This window comes from Kitasatospora sp. NPDC091207 (assembly GCF_044768625.1).
In the GTDB taxonomy this organism is placed as follows: domain Bacteria; phylum Actinomycetota; class Actinomycetes; order Streptomycetales; family Streptomycetaceae; genus Kitasatospora.
In genome coordinates, this window is record NZ_JBIVVS010000012.1 from 77,546 (window position 1) to 92,438 (window position 14,893).

The 14,893-nt window shown below is 73.0% G+C and carries 16 protein-coding genes; 8 read left to right on the forward strand and 8 right to left on the reverse strand.

Annotation, left to right across the window (positions count from 1 at the left end; translation table 11 throughout):
* The first annotated feature begins 214 nt into the window (after window positions 1–214).
* The 3 genes from ACIQTO_RS20840 to ACIQTO_RS20850 all read left to right on the forward strand — a co-directional run bounded on the left by ACIQTO_RS20840 (window position 215) and on the right by ACIQTO_RS20850 (window position 3,851).
* Window positions 215–697, forward strand: coding sequence for a hypothetical protein (locus ACIQTO_RS20840; RefSeq protein WP_402389904.1), 483 nt, complete (start codon window positions 215–217; stop codon window positions 695–697).
* Window positions 694–2,307: a multicopper oxidase family protein gene (locus ACIQTO_RS20845; protein ID WP_402389906.1), complete on the forward strand. Its 1,614-nt coding sequence runs from the start codon at window positions 694–696 to the stop codon at window positions 2,305–2,307. Before ACIQTO_RS20840 ends, ACIQTO_RS20845 begins: the two co-directional genes overlap by 4 nt.
* Before the next feature lie 182 nt (window positions 2,308–2,489).
* On the forward strand, window positions 2,490–3,851 hold the full coding sequence (locus ACIQTO_RS20850; protein WP_402389909.1) for a DUF2252 domain-containing protein: 1,362 nt from the start codon (window positions 2,490–2,492) through the stop codon (window positions 3,849–3,851).
* An 87-nt stretch (window positions 3,852–3,938) separates the two neighbouring features.
* On the opposite strand, the gene ACIQTO_RS20855 is transcribed toward ACIQTO_RS20850, so the two are convergent.
* Window positions 3,939–4,313: a hypothetical protein gene (locus ACIQTO_RS20855; RefSeq protein WP_402389911.1), complete on the reverse strand. Its 375-nt coding sequence runs from the start codon at window positions 4,311–4,313 to the stop codon at window positions 3,939–3,941.
* A gap of 680 nt (window positions 4,314–4,993) precedes the next feature.
* Here ACIQTO_RS20855 and ACIQTO_RS20860 point away from each other — a divergent pair.
* On the forward strand, window positions 4,994–6,589 hold the full coding sequence (locus ACIQTO_RS20860) for a hypothetical protein (RefSeq protein ID WP_402389913.1): 1,596 nt from the start codon (window positions 4,994–4,996) through the stop codon (window positions 6,587–6,589).
* A 44-nt stretch (window positions 6,590–6,633) separates the two neighbouring features.
* Here the strand turns inward: ACIQTO_RS20860 and ACIQTO_RS20865 are convergent, their stop codons facing one another.
* The 3 genes from ACIQTO_RS20865 to ACIQTO_RS20875 all read right to left on the reverse strand — a co-directional run bounded on the left by ACIQTO_RS20865 (window position 6,634) and on the right by ACIQTO_RS20875 (window position 8,072).
* Window positions 6,634–6,882, reverse strand: coding sequence for a hypothetical protein (locus tag ACIQTO_RS20865; protein ID WP_402389916.1), 249 nt, complete (start codon window positions 6,880–6,882; stop codon window positions 6,634–6,636).
* Between the two features lie 113 nt (window positions 6,883–6,995).
* Window positions 6,996–7,208 carry a DUF397 domain-containing protein gene (locus ACIQTO_RS20870; RefSeq protein WP_402389919.1) on the reverse strand — a complete coding sequence of 71 codons (213 nt, stop codon included), beginning with the start codon at window positions 7,206–7,208 and terminating at the stop codon, window positions 6,996–6,998.
* 3 nt (window positions 7,209–7,211) lie between these two features.
* A complete protein-coding gene (locus tag ACIQTO_RS20875; RefSeq protein ID WP_402389921.1) occupies window positions 7,212–8,072 on the reverse strand; it encodes a helix-turn-helix domain-containing protein in 861 nt (286 codons plus the stop codon).
* 248 nt (window positions 8,073–8,320) lie between these two features.
* Between ACIQTO_RS20875 and ACIQTO_RS20880 the strand changes: the two genes are divergently transcribed.
* The 3 genes from ACIQTO_RS20880 to ACIQTO_RS20890 all read left to right on the forward strand — a co-directional run bounded on the left by ACIQTO_RS20880 (window position 8,321) and on the right by ACIQTO_RS20890 (window position 9,881).
* On the forward strand, window positions 8,321–9,055 hold the full coding sequence (locus ACIQTO_RS20880) for an ATP-binding protein (protein ID WP_402389923.1): 735 nt from the start codon (window positions 8,321–8,323) through the stop codon (window positions 9,053–9,055).
* 75 nt (window positions 9,056–9,130) lie between these two features.
* The gene (locus ACIQTO_RS20885) at window positions 9,131–9,475 is read left to right on the forward strand and encodes a hypothetical protein (protein WP_402389926.1); all 345 of its coding nucleotides are present in this window, start codon (window positions 9,131–9,133) and stop codon (window positions 9,473–9,475) included.
* 82 nt (window positions 9,476–9,557) lie between these two features.
* Window positions 9,558–9,881, forward strand: a complete 324-nt coding sequence (locus ACIQTO_RS20890) for a hypothetical protein (protein ID WP_402389928.1) — start codon at window positions 9,558–9,560, stop codon at window positions 9,879–9,881.
* A 19-nt stretch (window positions 9,882–9,900) separates the two neighbouring features.
* Here ACIQTO_RS20890 and ACIQTO_RS20895 read toward each other — a convergent pair whose 3' ends face one another.
* From ACIQTO_RS20895 to ACIQTO_RS20905, 3 genes are read right to left on the reverse strand one after another with little or no spacing between them, the layout of a single operon-like run.
* On the reverse strand, window positions 9,901–11,436 hold the full coding sequence (locus ACIQTO_RS20895; protein ID WP_402389931.1) for a Clp protease N-terminal domain-containing protein: 1,536 nt from the start codon (window positions 11,434–11,436) through the stop codon (window positions 9,901–9,903).
* Window positions 11,429–12,745 carry a tetratricopeptide repeat protein gene (locus tag ACIQTO_RS20900; RefSeq protein ID WP_402389933.1) on the reverse strand — a complete coding sequence of 439 codons (1,317 nt, stop codon included), beginning with the start codon at window positions 12,743–12,745 and terminating at the stop codon, window positions 11,429–11,431. Before ACIQTO_RS20900 ends, ACIQTO_RS20895 begins: the two co-directional genes overlap by 8 nt.
* Window position 12,746: 1 nt before the next feature.
* Window positions 12,747–13,130 (reverse strand): hypothetical protein, encoded by a 384-nt coding sequence (locus ACIQTO_RS20905; RefSeq protein ID WP_402389936.1) that lies wholly within the window; start codon window positions 13,128–13,130, stop codon window positions 12,747–12,749.
* Window positions 13,131–13,234: 104 nt separating this feature from the next.
* On the opposite strand from ACIQTO_RS20905, the gene ACIQTO_RS20910 reads away from it, so the two are divergent.
* Entirely contained in the window at window positions 13,235–13,885 is a 651-nt protein-coding gene (locus tag ACIQTO_RS20910) for an HAD family hydrolase (protein ID WP_402389939.1), read from the forward strand.
* Between the two features lie 16 nt (window positions 13,886–13,901).
* Here ACIQTO_RS20910 and ACIQTO_RS20915 read toward each other — a convergent pair whose 3' ends face one another.
* Entirely contained in the window at window positions 13,902–14,828 is a 927-nt protein-coding gene (locus tag ACIQTO_RS20915) for a diacylglycerol kinase (RefSeq protein WP_402389942.1), read from the reverse strand.
* Window positions 14,829–14,893 lie beyond the last annotated feature (65 nt).

Here is a 14,893-nt window from a genome sequence, read left to right on the forward strand (position 1 = left end):
CGGTCAACCCGGTCCGGTGCCGCTGATCGTGATGTCGGATCAGTTACGCTCTCGGCCGCGCCGTCCGGGGCCCTGCCGCCTCCGGAGGCGCTTCCCGTGCCCGCCCCCGGACTCCAGACGCGTTCCCGCGGCCGACCCGAACCCGATCCCGCACCGTTCCGGCACTCGCCCGCACCCGTTCCCGCCTCACGGCCGAGCAGAGAGAAGCCCACCCATGAGCAGTCCTCCCGTGGCCCCCGCGCCCCGCCGGCCGCTGATCCTGCTGCGGACGAGCACCACCGCGCTGGCCGCCCTGGCCCTCCTGCAGACCGTGCTGGCCGCCAGCTACCTCAACGGCCACTACGACTCGCTCGCGCTGCACGCGGGCACCGCGACGGCGCTGGCCGCCACGGCGCTCTGCCAGCTCACGGCCGGGGCCCTGGTCCGGCTGGGCGGCCGTGACCGGCGCGGCCCGCGCGGCCCGCTCCGGCTCGCGGCGCTCGTCACGGCGGCGGTGATCCTGCAGACCGCCCTCGGCTACCAGCGCGCGATCGGGCTGCACGTGCTGCTCGGCGTGCTGCTGGTCAGCGGCGTCCTGTTCGGCCTGGTCGACGCCTGGCGGCTGCCGCTGCCGGCCCGCGCGGGCGCCGTCGTGCCCGACCCCGACGGCGCCGGCCGGCTTCCCCGGCCGGGCGGACCGCTGGAGGTCGCCCAGTGAACCGCCGCCGGTTCCTGGGGATCGGCGCGGCGGTGGTCGGCACCGGTGCGATGGGGGCCTTCGCCGGTCCCTCGGCCGCCCGGCTGCTGGCCGAGGGCCGTCCGGGCCGGCTGCTGAGCAGCGCGGCGCAGCTGCCCGCGGCGTTCCAGCTGCCGCTCCCGCTGCCGCCCGTCCTGCGGCCGGTCCGCAGCGACGGCACCACCGACTACTACGAGATCACCCAGCAGACCGCGCGGCTGGAGATCCTGCCCGGCCTGCGGACCGAGGCCTGGACGTACGGCGGCAGCTTTCCGGGCCCGACGCTGGCCGTCCGCGCCGGCCGGCAGAGCGTGGTGCGCCACCGCAACCAGCTGCCGGTGCCCTCGGTGGTCCATCTGCACGGCGGTCACACCCCGGCGGACAGCGACGGCTACCCGGTCGACCTGCTGCTGCCGGTCGGGGGCGGTGGCGCCCGGGCTGCCCAGGGCATGGCCGGGATGGCGGGGATGCCCGGGATGGCCCACCCCGCGGACCTGCTCGCCGACCCGTCGGCCGCCCCCGTCGGCCGGACCGCCGAGGGCGAACGCACGTACACCTATCCCGGCCGGCAGCGGGCGGCCACGCTCTGGTACCACGACCACCGGATGGGCTTCACCGGCCCCGGGATCTGGCGGGGGCTGGCCGGCTTCCACCTGGTCCACGACGACGAGGAGGACGCGCTGCCGCTGCCGCGCGGCGAACGCGACCTCCCGCTGATGCTCGCCGACCGCTCCTTCGCCGAGGACGGCTCCTTCAGCTACCCGGCCCTCGACGCCACGCTGGCCGTCCCGGGCGTCACCGACGACTACATGACCGGTGTGCTCGGCGACGTCATCCTGGTCAACGGCGCCCCCTGGCCCCGGCTCACGGTGGACCGCGCCCGCTACCGGCTGCGCCTGCTGAACGCGTCCAACGCGCGGCTCTACCGGCTCGAACTCGACCCGCAGCCCTCCGGCGGCGACGCGCTGGTGCAGATCGGCGGCGACGGCGGCCTGCTGGAGGCCCCGGTGGCACACGACGCGGTGGAGATCGCCCCGGCCGAGCGTTTCGACGTGGTGGTCGACTTCTCCCGCTACCCCCCGGGGACGACCGTCCGCCTGATGAACCGGTTCGGCAGCGACCGGACCGCCGAGGTGATGCTGTTCGACGTGTCGTCCCGTACCGTCACCGACGACTCGACCGTCCCCGAGCGGCTCTGCACCCTCGAACGGCTCGACCCGGCCGCGGCCGTGACCACCCGGACCTTCGGCTTCCGGCGCAGCCGCGACAACGGCTGGACGATCAACAACCAGCCCTACGAGCCCGGCCGTTCGCTGGCCCGGCCGGCCCTCGGCAGCACCGAGATCTGGCGCTTCTTCACCGACGTCCACCACCCCGTCCACCTGCACCTGGACCCCTTCCAGGTGCTCTCGCGCAACCGCGGCGCACCCGGCCGCTACGACGGCGGCTGGAAGGACACCGTCGACCTGCGGCCGGCCGAGACGGTGGAGGTCCTGGTCCGCTTCACGGACTACCCCGGGACGTACATGCTGCACTGCCACAACCTGGAGCACGAGGACATGGCGATGATGGCGGACTTCGTCGTGGAGTAGGGCGCGGACCTGGTCCCGGGGCCGTGCCCTCCTGTTCCTCCCGTCCACACCGTCACCCGGACGGCCGAGCGCCGGCGGGCGTGCCACACGCCCGCCGGCGCTTCGACATGCCGGGTCCCCGCGGTTGACCTAGCGTCGCGAGAAGGCACACCAGCCCCGTCGTCCGACCGAGGAGCGAGCGCATGACCAGTCCCGCCGAACGCCGCCGGCGCGGCCGGGCCGCCCGCGAGCGGGTCTCGCGCTCCGCCCAGGGCCGCTGGATCCCCGCCGCGGACCGGCCCGACCCGATCGCCGTCCTGGAGCGGCAGGCGGCCGACCGGGTCGTCGAGCTGCTGCCGATCCGCTACGGCCGGATGGCCGACTCCGCCTTCGCCTTCCTGCGCGGCGCGGCCGCCGTGATGGCCGCCGACCTCGCGGCCGTGCCCGACTCCGGCATCACCGTCCAACTCTGCGGTGACGCGCACCTGGTGAACTTCGGCATGTACGCCTCGCCCGAGCGCGCCCTGCTCTTCGGCCTCAACGACTTCGACGAGACCTACCCCGGCCCGTTCGAGTGGGACGTCAAACGGCTCGCCGCCAGCGTCGCCGTGGCGGCTCGCGACAACGGCAACGACGAGGACCAGGCCCGCCGGGCCGCGCTCACCGCGACGCAGGGCTACGCCGCCGCGATGCGGCAGCTGGCGGCGATGAGCGAACTCGACGTCTGGTACGCCCGGATCGACACCGAGGACCTGCTCCCGCTGATCGGCAAGGCCAAGCGCCGCAAGCGGGTCGAGGCCGGCATGGCACACGCCCGGCGCCGCACCAGCATGCAGGCGTTCGGCAAGCTCACCGAGGAGCGGGACGGCACGCGGCACATCATCAACGATCCGCCGCTGATCCAGCCGCTGGCGAAGAACGAACTCCGCAGCGTCGGACAGATCTTCAGTGACTACCGGGCCACCCTCAGCGAGGACCGCCGGGTCCTCCTCGACCGCTTCCAGTTCGTCGACGCGGCGCGCAAGGTGGTCGGCGTCGGCAGCGTCGGCACCCGCTGCTTCATCCTCCTGCTGGAGGGGCGGGACGCCCGTGACCCGCTGTTCCTGCAGATCAAGGAGGCCACCAGCTCCGTCCTGGAGGAGCACCTGCCCTCCGGTGCCCGGGCCGACGCCGAGGTGACCGCCTCCCACGGTGGCCGCCGGGTCGTCGTCGGCCAGCACCTGATGCAGGCCACCAGCGACATCTTCCTCGGCTGGACCACCGGCCCGGCCGGCCGTCACTACTACGGCCGCCAGCTGCGCGACATGAAGGGCTCGGTCGAGGTCGCCGACATGACGACCTCCGGCCTGCGCGCCTACGCGGACCTCTGCGGCCGCGCCCTGGCCCGCGCCCACGCCCGCTCCGGCGACCGGCTCGCCATCGCGGGCTACCTGGGCGCGTCCGACTCCTTCGCGGAGGCGATCGCCGACTTCGCCGTCCGCTACACCGAACAGACCGCGGCCGACCACGCCGCCCTGCTGACCGCCATCGACGACGGGGTGATCACGGCGAAGCGGGGCATCTGACCGCGGGCGCGCTGCTCCGCGTCTCGCCGGCCTGCGGCCCGCCGGCCTGTGCCTCGCCGGCCTGTGCCCCGGGCCGGTCAGGCCAGGTCAGGTCAGGTCGGGGAGCAGGGCGGCGAGCCGTCGGAGCTGGTCGCGCTGGGAGGGGAGGTCGAGCGCGCCGGGCTGGACGACGACATGGCGCGCGCCCGCGTCCCGGTACCGGGAGAGACCGGCGACGACGTCCTCCGGTGTCCCGGTGACGACCGCCTGGATCCGCTCCAACTCCTCCAGCGGCAGGCCGTAGTTGGCGTGCGCGTAGGCGTCGAGGGCCCGGCGGCCGTCGGCCACGCTGTCGTCGACGCGGACGGACCCGAAGAGCGCGGGCGTGATCGCCTCCGGGGCCCGGCCGGCCTCGGCCGCCGCCTTCCGCACGTCCACCTCCAGCCCGCTCCCGACCGGCTCGCCGCCGTCCACCGGCACCATCTCCCAGCTGAACCTGACGCAGTCGCGGAGCCGGACGGCGGTGTCCCGGGCCCGGAAGGTGAACTCGCCGGGGGCGACGAACTCCCGGTGGCTGCGGGTGACACGGGCGTCGATCGCGCGTACCCCGCCGCCTCCAGCACGGTGTCGTCGAAGCCGAGCGCGGCCGCCCGGTCGCGGATCTCGGCGGGCGGCTGGAGGAGGTGGACGGCACCCGGTGCCCAGACCCGCTCGATCGCCGTACGGCGCCGGGCCGGGTCGGACTCGGTCCACAGGGCGATGTAGCGGTCGGCGATCTCCTGTGCGGTGGCGGTGGTCATGGTGTGCTCCTCGCGGTGTGTCGACGGCGTGCCCGGTCGGCAGCCATCCTGCGGGGGAGGGGTGAGGGCGACAATTCCCGGCAGGGTATGGCCCGGCCGACCGGCGGGGGTGGACACCCGCCGGTCGATGGATTGCTGCGGTCCGGACACCCGCCGAAGGTCCGGAGCGGTGGTGCTGTGTCCATCCAACGCGGCTGATTCTGAGTGAAGTTGATGGATCCTCACCATTCGTTCACCGTTTGCATGTCTTCGACAAGCTTATTTCCCGTCAGTAACATGTCACGGGAGCGGCCGTTCTGGCCGCCGCTGAAGCCACTGGTCCCGGGCGCCCGCGTGCGCGTCCGCCGCTTCGAAAGAGCTTCGTTGAAGAGTCCCCTCGGCACGGCGGTCCGCCCTGCCCTCGTTTCACTGGTGCTGCTCGGTGTCGCTGCGTGCGGCCCGACCTCGGGCACCCAGCAGGCCTCCCAGGCCGTCCCCCTCGAAGCCGTCGGCGCCGCCGCTCCGGCGACCGGGTCCCCCATGGCGGGCCCGGCGGCGGTGCGGCCGTCCGGTCCGCCGCAGGCCCGGGCCGCCGGCCCCGCCACCGCCCCGCCGCGGTCTCCCGCAGCCAGCGGCGGCGCCGCCACGGCCACCGCCGAGCGCCCGGTGGCCGCCACACTGCCGGTCGCCGCCGCCCAGCCGGGCGTCCAGCAGGCCGCCATCGGCACGCCCGGCAAGGACGGCGCCGCCGTCGCCCCGGAGGCGAAGAACCTCCAGGTCAGCGCCTACGATCCGGCCGCCGGTACGGCCGTGCTGTCGGCGGTGCCGGCCGGTCCGGCCGCCGCGCCCTCGGCCACGGCATCCGCGACGTCCCCGGCGCCCACCACCGCCCCGGCCGAGGCCGTCAAGGCCGGCCAGTTGCTCGCGAGCCCGCCCACCGCCGCCGCGCCGCAGGGCGCGCTGGTCGCGGTGACGGCCGTGAAGTCGGCGGGCGGCGGCAGCGTCACCGTGGCGACCCGCCCGGCGACCCTGTCCGAGCTGCTCGGCACCAGCGAGGCGGACGGCCAGGTCCCCGTGGACCCGAGCGCGATCAAGGTCACGCCGCTGGTCAAGGACGTCAAGGCGACCGTCTCCCGGGAGAACGGCACCACGAAGGCCGACGCCTCCGGCACGCTGGAGGTCGACGTCAACGCGCCGATCCCGCTGCCCGAGGGACTGAGCGCCGCGGCCTCCGCCTCGCTCCAGCTCCACCCGGCCCTGCGCTTCGCCTACCACGGCGCCGGCGGCGGCAGTCCGCGCACCGCGTCGATCGGCTTCGACCTGGGCGCGCACGCCCGCTGGAAGGTCACCGGCGACCTCGCCCGCAGCACCGGCGCCACGCCGATCCGCCTGCCGTTCGCCAAGCTCCAGGCCAGCCCGGTCATCACGGTGGCCGGCCTGCCGGTCGTGGTCAACCTCGGCCTGACCTGTTACCTGGAGATCGGCGCGGATGGAACGGTCCACGTCGAGGCCGAGCAGGAGATCACCGGCGACTGGGCCGTCCACGCCGACTACACCGGTGGCCGCGGCTGGACGTCGTCCACCGACGCCGCCGACACCAAGGTCTCCCCGGTGCACGTCCGGCTCGCCGGCAAGGCGGCCGTCCGCGCCGCCCTCGCCGCCGAGGTCAGCGTCGGCCTCTACGACACGGTCGGCGTCGAGGCCACCGTCGCCCCCTACCTGCAGGCCCGGGCGGACGGTTCGCTCACCGTCGACGTACCCGGCGGAACGCCCCAGGTGCAGGGCAGTTGGGCGCTGCTCGGCGGCGTCGAGCTGAACGGCGCGCTCACCGCGCACCTGAAGATCTTCGGCACCCCGATCGTGGAGGGCAGGCTCCCGCTGCCGCCCTTCCACCGGGAGTGGCCGCTGCTGGGCGGCGCCCTGCCGTCGGCGGCACCGTCTTCGGCTCCGGTCTCGGCTCCGGTCTCGCCGAAGAGCTGAGCCCGCTCTCGGCGTCAGTGAACCCCGGGCCGGTGGCCCGGGGTTCACCTGTGCTCGGGGGCGGGGTCAGGTGCCCGCGCCGCGTTCCTCCGTCGCCGCGTCCTCGCCGCGTCCTCGCCGGCGCTCGCCGGCGCGAGGCCGCTGAGGGTGTTCGCCGGCGGCAGGTAGTCGTAGCTGCCCGCGCCGCTGTGCGAACCGCCGGCGGGGCAGACCCCGTTGGTCGGGTTCCCGTTGAACCAGAGGCCGTAACATTGCTTGCAGTAGTGCCAGTTGGACTGACCGACGATGGCCATGGCGCTTCCTTTCCGGACGGCTTCCCGCGCTTCGGGCGGGCGCCCTGGGCACCTGGGGCCCGGGTCCCGGCTCGGCCCGTCGGCGGTCCTGACGCCCTGTGGGCGCGGCGGGCTCAACCGGTGGGGATGGCGCCCGACTTCACCGCCCGGATGAACGCGGCCCAGGCCACACGGTCGAAGAGAAGCACCGGCCCCGCCGGGTCCTTGGAGTCGCGGACGGGTATCGCGTCCGCGAGCCCGTCGGACACCTCGACGCATTCGCTCTGCGCGCCGGAGTACGAGGACTTGCGCCATATCAGCTCGGACCGGTCCCAGGGGCTCGTCATGCTTTAGATCATTTCCTTTGCCAGTCGGGTGATGAGCTGGATGGAGTCCGTGCGAGGCAGCGACTCGGCCAAAGTGCGCCGGAAGAGCTGGGCGTACTGGAAGACCTCGGCCGGCTCTTCGACATAGATCGTGCTGAGCAGGCTGTCGACGTAAGCCACATCGGTCTCGGCCGGATCGGGGAAGCTGAGTATGGTGACCGGTCCGAACAGGGTGGCGTGCGTCTCGGAGGACTCGGGGAGGATCTGGATGTTGATGTTCGGGAGCTCTGCGGCCGAGGCCAGGTACTCCAGTTGGGCGCGCATCACGGACGCTCCGCCGATGTGGTGCCTGAGCGCTGATTCGGAGAGTACTGCCCAGGTGCGGAGTGGTGACTGTCGGAACAGGAGTTCTCGCCGCTCCTGACGGACCTTGGTGAGTGTCTCGACCTGGTCGGGAGTAGCGTCCTCGATCTGCGCGCGGACCACAGCCCGGGTGTAGTCCTCGATCTGAAGCAGGCCGGGGACGAGTAGCGTCTGGATGCTGTACATGTCCGAGGCATCAGCCTCCAGCGCGATGTAGTCGGCATAGCTCGGGGAAAGCGTGTCCGAGTAGCGGTCCCACCATCCCCGAAGCCGCCCCTCGCGAGCGAGGACCTCAAGACGGCCACGTGTCTCCGGATCTCGCACCTCGTACAGGTCCAACAGAAGGCGCAGGTCGACCAGGCGGACGCCCGACTGTGCTCCCTCGATCCGGCTGATCTTGCTCTCTGCGCACGCAAGGTGCTCGGCAGACTGCGCGATCGTGAGGTGTCGAGATGTCCGAAGCTCCTTCAGCGTTCTGGCCAGGCGTCGTTGGCGAACGGTCGGATTCCGGTTGACGGGCATCGTTGCTCCTCCCCTGCTGCTGTGCGGGTGTCAGTCTGCCTGCCCGTCGATCCTCGCAACAATCTTGGGTGGAATCTGAAGTAGGGACTTGCACCATAGAAGTCATTACGTCACGCTACAACCAGTAGTCGTTCGGTTCACATTGGTGATCGGTGAGGCTCGGCCGCCCAGGCATCCCCATGTCCCTGTGGGGGTTCGCGGTGCCACGGATCTCCGGAAGTGGGCCATGCGTGGAAGGGGCTTTCGCCGTGCCCGAGACGTTGACGAATCCGTCCGACCTCCCCACCCATGAGCACTCGTGCTGGCTGCCGCGCCGGCGGAAGTCCGTGACCATAGCCCGGCTCGACCTCCGTGCGTTTCTCGCCGGTCTCGCGGGCGGTGAACGGTTCGGTGATGTCGGTGAGTTGCTGCTCACCGAGCTGGTCGCCAACGCGGTGGACCACGCCCGTGTCCCCAGCGACCGGCTGATCCAGACGCGCTTCCTCCTGGCGGGCGACAGTCTCCGTATCGAGGTGCACGACGCGAGTGCCGAGAGGCCGGCGCTCCGCACTCCCGAGGACGGCGACGAGTCCGGGCGTGGACTCTGGCTGGTCGACCAGTTCTCCGAGGAGTGGGGGTGCGCTCCCCGCCCGGACGCCATCGGCAAGGTGGTCTGGTGTCTGATCTCCCCTGCCGAAGGTGATCTGCCGCCGGATCTGCCGCAACGGGAGCACCGCTCGGACACTTCCGGCGCGGTGGTCGTCGAGATCGAGGGAATCACCGTCCCGGCCACCTTCGGCCGACTGCCCGACGCGCTCACCGCCGTCTGGGACTCGCTCCGCGTGCTGCCCCTCGGCGCCGTCCAGTACGACGCCTTCGGCCACGTGCTCTCCGGGCCCGAGGCCGTCGGTCGCGCGGCCCGGATGATCCGGCGGGAGGGCGGGCTGATCCTCTCCTTCGCGATGAACGGCCGGGCGCACCTCGTGTCGGTGCGCCCGGTCTGAAGGCCCGCAGGCCCCGGCCGCCCGATGTCACCGTCGGGCGGCCGGGGTGTCAGTGGTCCGTGTCAGAGTGGAGGAATGTTGGCGATCGCGGTACGCACGGAGAACGACGAGCGGCATCCGAGGGTGACCGCCGAGGCGCTGGCTTCGCTGATCCGCGGGATCGGCGGGCGGCGGGACCGTTTTGTCGTCATAGAGCGTCTCCCGGACGTTCCGGACTTCTACATCCAGGTCTGGCACGAGGCCGGCGGCGAGTACACGCTGGAGCACCGGGCCGGTTCTGCCGAGTACCACTATCAGGTACGACTCGACGGCCCGGAGCCGGTGATCGCCGCGATGACGGGCTGGGCCCGACTCCAGGACGGCTGGGACGCGGGGCTGGAGTGGACCTTGCTGGATCTGGCGGACGGGCCGGGCGAGTAGAAGGGAAAGCCGACCGGCCGGATGACGTCGGTCCCGGCCCGGGTCCGTGGACATCCCGGCGGGGGCCCGGGAGGATCGCCCCATGACTGCTGACGGACCGTTGACCGAGGAAGACCTCAGTGCGATGGAACGGCGGGCCGCCGCCGCGGCACCGGGACCGTGGGCCGCCTGGCTGGAGGGGCGGCACGGCATCGGCGGCGACAGCTTCATCCAGGTCCGGCCCGAGGCCGACCAGGACGACGAGATCTACGTCAGCCGGTTCGTCGAGGGCGCCCAACTGCCCGGCCAGGACCCGAGGCTGGACGCGGACATCGACTTCATCGCGGCCGCCCGCCAGGACGTCCCGCGCCTGATCGCCGAGGTGCGGCGCCTGCGGGCGGCGGCGGAGCGCTCACGCGGCTGGTGAGCCGTGCGGGGCCCGGTGCTCAGCTCATCGCCCAGACCGTGGGGTCGTGGGGGACGGGTGGGCGCGACACGGTCGCGCCGGGCCCGGGACGGGGCGGCCGGGTGGGCGAGGGGTCGGAGTGGAGCGCCAGGGCGTTCACCACGTCGGTCTCGTCCACCCGGCGGCTCGGGGCCGCGTTCTCGATCAACGCTCTCCGGTGGTCGGCGAAGACGGTGGCCAACCGCGCCAGCTCGCGCCCGTGATGGGCCGCCCGGTCGAGATCCTGGGCGGAGATCGCGGCATCGCGGTGCGTCCGTTGCTCCGTGATGTGCTGTTCGTACTCCTTGCCGAGGGCGTCGATCGCCACGCCCGCACCACGGGCACCTGCCTGGGCACCCGCCTCGTCGAGCAGGTCGATCGCGGAGCCGGGCAGCGCCTGGCCGGGGAGGTGCTCCTGCGCCAGGGTGGCGGCGGTCCACAGCGCCGCGTCGACGATCGCCACGCCGTGGTGCTCCTCCAGCCGGGGCCGGGCGGCGCGCAGGATCTCCAGGACCTCCTCCATCGGGGGTTCGCCGACCTCTACCGGCTGGAGCAAGCGGTAGAGGCCGGAGTCCGGTGTCCACCGGTGGAATTCGGCGGTGGTGCAGGCGGCGATGACATGGACGCCGGGTTCTTCGAGGACGGGGCGCAGGAAGGCGATTGCCTCGGCACCGCCGTCCTGGGTGCGCAGCAGGGTGAGGGCGTTGTCGAGGAAGAGGACGAGGTCGTCGCTCTGCCGGAGCTCGGTGATGAGCGCGCTCATGAGTTCGGCGAAGCGGCTGCGGAGCTGGGAGTTGGTGAAGACCGCGCCGAGGTCGAGCGAGCGGACGGTCCGGTCGGCGAAGGCGGCCGGGACGGTGCCGGCGGCGATCGCGTGGGCGAGCCCGGCGACGATGCTGGTCTTGCCCACGCCCGGCTCGCCGATGAGGAGGGGGACGTTTCGCTGCCTCCGGGCGAGGATCTGGGTGAGGCGCTCGATCTCCCGGGTTCGGCCGACGACGCGGTCGGTGTCAGCCGTGGTCACCTCCTGGCTGAGGGCCCGGGTGTGTGGGTTACGCCTTGGGTTGTGGTGCGCCGTCGGTTTCGGAGCGGGAGCGGAAGTCCGGCCGGGCAGGACGCTCATGACCTGTTGGCGCACCTGGTCGAGGTCTGTACCGAGTTTCACGAGCATCTGGGCGGCGACGCCCTCGCCTTCGCGGACCAGCCCGAGCAGGAGGTGTTCGGTGTTGACGCGGCTGTTGCCGAGTTGCAGGGCTTCCCGGAGCGCCAGCTCCAGGATCTTCCTCGCCCTGGGGGTGAAGGGAATGTGTCCGGCCGGGGGCTTGATGCCTTGGCCGATGATCTCCTCGACCTGCTGGCGGGCTACGGCCAGGGAGATCCCGAGACCCTGCAGGGCCCTGGCGGCGTTGCCTTCACCTTCGTGGATCAGGCCGAGCAGGAGGTGCTCGGAGCCGATGTAGTCGTGGTTGAGTATCCGGGCCTCTTCCTGAGCCAGGACGACAACCCGCCGCGCGCTGTCGGTGAATCTCTCAAACAATGCCTTCTCCTCCCTGCACCGCCGTCAGGTCCGTCCGTGCCCGTTGGGTGTGCGGGTGCTCGCTCCCCAGGAGCCGCTCCCGCTCCGCCACCAGTTGCCGCAGCAGCGCCACCGCCTCGCCGCCGTTCCCGCTGAGCGCGAGGTTGCGGGCGAGCATGTGCCGGGTTCTCAGGGTGTGCGCGTTCTCGGCGCCCAGCAGGCGGCTGCGGTCGGCGAGCAGCACGCGCAGCAGGGCGACGGCCTCCTCGCGGTGGCCGGCCTCGCCGAGGTTGACGGCGAGGAACTGCCGGGTGCGCAGGGTGTCCTGGTGGTCGGGGCCGAGCAGGCGGGCCTGGTCGGCGAGGAGGTGCCGCAGGGCGCGCGCGGCCTCGGCCGGGTCCCCGGCGGCGCCGAGGCTGTGTGCCTGGGACTGGCGGCCGAGCAGGGTGTCGGCGTCCTCGGGGCCGAGGATCCGGGTCGACTCCTCGACGATGCCCTGCAGCGTCTCCGCCGCCTCCTTCCAGTGGCCGTCCTTGCCCCGTTCGACCGCCGCGACGCGCTGTTCGCGCAGCTCGGGGCCGGCGGTGGCGGCGAAGGCCCGGTTGACGCCGAGGGCGATCAGACTGGCCGTCCGGGTGCCCCGGTTGAGGGGGGTCGGCAGGCCCTCGGCGGCCATGGTGGTGGTGAGCCGCTGGTAGAGGTCGTCGACGGTGAGGAGTTCGGCGCCGCCGACGATGCCTTCCCGGAGCAGGCGGATCAGCCGTCCCGAGAAGGCGGTGTGGTCCTCGCCGGGCAGCGAGAGGGCGACCTGGTCGCGGTGGGCGGAGGTGAGGACGTAGGTGCCGGCGATTTCGAGTTGGCTGAGCTTGTCGTCGTCGGGTGCCATCGAATCGGTGACGACGCGGCCGGAGAAGCAGCAGTCCAGGACGATGAGTTTGGCGGTGGCGGGACTGTCGAGGACGGCGCCGCGCAGCTTGTCGTACTCCAGGGCGCTGAACTCGGGCGCCACGAAATCGCTGTCGGGCAGGGCGAGATAGAGGTCGTGGCGGCGTCCGGCGACCAGGCCGTGCCCGGTGTAGTAGACCAGCAGGAGGTCCTCCGCCTCCTGCACGGCGGTGCGCAGCCGTTGGCCGACCGTTCGCAGGTCGCCGTCGTCGAGCAGGACGGTGCAGTGGTCCGCAGGGACGAGTCCGTGCGAGGGGTCGGTGAGGATCGCCGCGAGGTCGGTGATCGTCGAGGGGACGGCGGGGAGGTCGAGAAGGTGCGGATCGCTGTAGGTGCCGGCGCCGATCAGGACGATCCGGGAGCGCTGGGGGTCCGGAAGGCGCACGTCACTCCTGTTCGGGCGCGGCGCTGTCCGGTACCGGGCCGCGGTCCAGCACCTGGCGCAGGACGGCCTCCAGCTCGGCGGCGCTCACCCGCTTGGCGTCGAGTTCCACCGACTCGCCGTCCGGGCGACGGATCTTGAGCCGGACGTCGCTGCGCCGGGGGTGGGCGAACCAGGTGCGCAGCGAGGCGGCCAGCACCGAGAGTCCGCCGCCGGCGCCGACCGCCACCGTCAGGACGTCCAGGGCCGTGCCGAGTTCGCCGGGCCGGGGTGCCGCGCCGGTGAGGTGCACGGTGCCGGCGAGTTCGGGTTCGCCCCGCAGCCAGTCGGTGAGCGATTCCGCGTCCGGGGCGGGCTGCCCGCCGGTCACCGAAAGGTGCAGGTCCACGGCTGTCCCCCGAGATTCACCTGAGAACGAAAGGAGTTGAGGCCAGGAGTCTACTGAAACCGGTGCGGCCCGTGCCCGGGAAAGGCGGGAGATAGCCTGAGCGGATGATCATTCAGTTGCCCCCGGGCGAGTTCCGCGCCTACCTGTTCGACTGCGACGGCACCGTCGCCGACTCGATGCCGCTGCACTACCGGGCGTGGAAGCAGACGCTCGACGAGTGGGCCTGCGTGTTCTCCGAGGAGCTCTTCTACGCCTGGGGCGGCCGGACGGTCGCGGACATCATCGCCCAGCTCAACGTGGAGCAGGGGCTGGCGATGCCGGTGGAGGCCGTCGCCCGTCGGGCCGAGGCGCTCTACCAGGCGCTGCTGCCGCAGCTCACCGCCGTCCCGGGCATCGTCGCGCACATCGAGGACGCCCGGGAGCGGCGGATCCCGAGTGCCGTCGTCTCCGGCAGCACCCGGGAGTCCGTCACGGCGTCGCTGACGGTGCTCGGCCTGCTGGACCGGTTCGACACGCTGGTCTGTGCCGGCGACTACCCGAGGGCGAAGCCCGCCCCCGACGCCTTCCTGCTCGCCGCCGACCGCCTCGGCGTGCCGCCGGGGGAGTGCCTGGTCTTCGAGGACTCCGCGCTGGGGATCGAGGCCGCGACCGCCGCCGGCATGGCCTGCGTGCGGGTGCCCGGGCCGGCGGTCGGCCCCGGAGCCGCTTCCGGTGACGTCTCCGGTGTCGTCTCCGAAGACGGCTCGCCGCAGTGAGGCAGGCCGTCGGCGGTCAGGCCGGGGTCGGGGCCGGGGTGAGCAGCCGCAGGGCGGCCGGGACGGCTTCGACGTCGATCGGCAGGGCGGCCATGAATTCGCCGTCGGCGTAGGCGGTGATGCCGGGGGAGTCGATCCGCAGCGAGGGCGTGCGGTGGGTGGTGACCTCCCGGCGTTCGACGTGGGTGCCCTTGAAGAGGGTGGGGAAGAACCGGGCGATGCGGTGGCGGGGCATGGCGTCGACGAGGGTGACGTCGAGCAGGCCGTCGGCGGGGTCGGCGGTGGGGCAGATGAGCATGCCGCCGCCGTAGCTGGTGGTGTTGCCGACGGCGGCGAGGGTGAGGTCGCGGGCGATGACGGTGCCGTCGGCGAGGGTGATCCGGAAGGGCAGCGGGCGCAGATTGGCGAACTCGACCACGATCGCCAGGTTGTAGCGCATCCGGCCGTGCGGCCAGCGCAGGCGGTTGGTGCGGTCGCTGACCAGGGAGTCGAAGCCGCTGGCGAGGACGGAGCCGAACCAGCGCTGCGACCCGTCGGCCGCCGTCACCCGGCCTAGGTCCACCGTGCGGGTGTGGCCGGCGGCGACCACCTCGGCCGCCGCCTCCGGTGCGCCGCGCGGCAGTCCGTACGCGCGGGCGTGGTCGTTGCCGGTGCCGGCCGGGACGACACCGAGCGGGACACCCGTCCCCGCGGTCGCCTGGAGGCCGAGGTTGATCATGCCGTCCCCGCCGACCACCACCAACGCGTCGCAGCTGCCGGCGGCGACGGCCGCGCGGGCCAGGGCGAGCGACTCCTCGGCGGACGCGCCCGTCCGGGCGTCGACCTCGACACCCAGGTCACGCAGTCGGGCGGTGGCGCGGCGGGCCGCCGGCTCGGCGTGGCCGGCGGCCGCGGCCGGGTTGGCGAGGAGAACGACCCGGCTGACGGTTCTCCGACCGGTCATGCGCCCACCTCGCTCCGCCCGGCGGGGGCATGCGCCCACGCGGTGTCCGACAGCCCGTCCGGTCC

Excerpts from the sequence above, each read along its gene's own strand:
- ACIQTO_RS20840 (WP_402389904.1), top strand. The coding sequence starts at position 215 with ATGAGCAGTCCTCCCGTGGCCCCCGCGCCCCGCCGGCCGCTGATCCTG.
- ACIQTO_RS20850 (WP_402389909.1), top strand. The coding sequence starts at position 2,490 with ATGACCAGTCCCGCCGAACGCCGCCGGCGCGGCCGGGCCGCCCGCGAG.
- ACIQTO_RS20855 (WP_402389911.1), bottom strand. The coding sequence starts at position 4,313 with ATGGTGCCGGTGGACGGCGGCGAGCCGGTCGGGAGCGGGCTGGAGGTG.
- ACIQTO_RS20865 (WP_402389916.1), bottom strand. The coding sequence starts at position 6,882 with ATGGCCATCGTCGGTCAGTCCAACTGGCACTACTGCAAGCAATGTTAC.
- ACIQTO_RS20870 (WP_402389919.1), bottom strand. The coding sequence starts at position 7,208 with ATGACGAGCCCCTGGGACCGGTCCGAGCTGATATGGCGCAAGTCCTCG.
- ACIQTO_RS20875 (WP_402389921.1), bottom strand. The coding sequence starts at position 8,072 with ATGCCCGTCAACCGGAATCCGACCGTTCGCCAACGACGCCTGGCCAGA.
- ACIQTO_RS20885 (WP_402389926.1), top strand. The coding sequence starts at position 9,131 with ATGTTGGCGATCGCGGTACGCACGGAGAACGACGAGCGGCATCCGAGG.
- ACIQTO_RS20890 (WP_402389928.1), top strand. The coding sequence starts at position 9,558 with ATGACTGCTGACGGACCGTTGACCGAGGAAGACCTCAGTGCGATGGAA.
- ACIQTO_RS20910 (WP_402389939.1), top strand. The coding sequence starts at position 13,235 with ATGATCATTCAGTTGCCCCCGGGCGAGTTCCGCGCCTACCTGTTCGAC.
- ACIQTO_RS20915 (WP_402389942.1), bottom strand. The coding sequence starts at position 14,828 with ATGACCGGTCGGAGAACCGTCAGCCGGGTCGTTCTCCTCGCCAACCCG.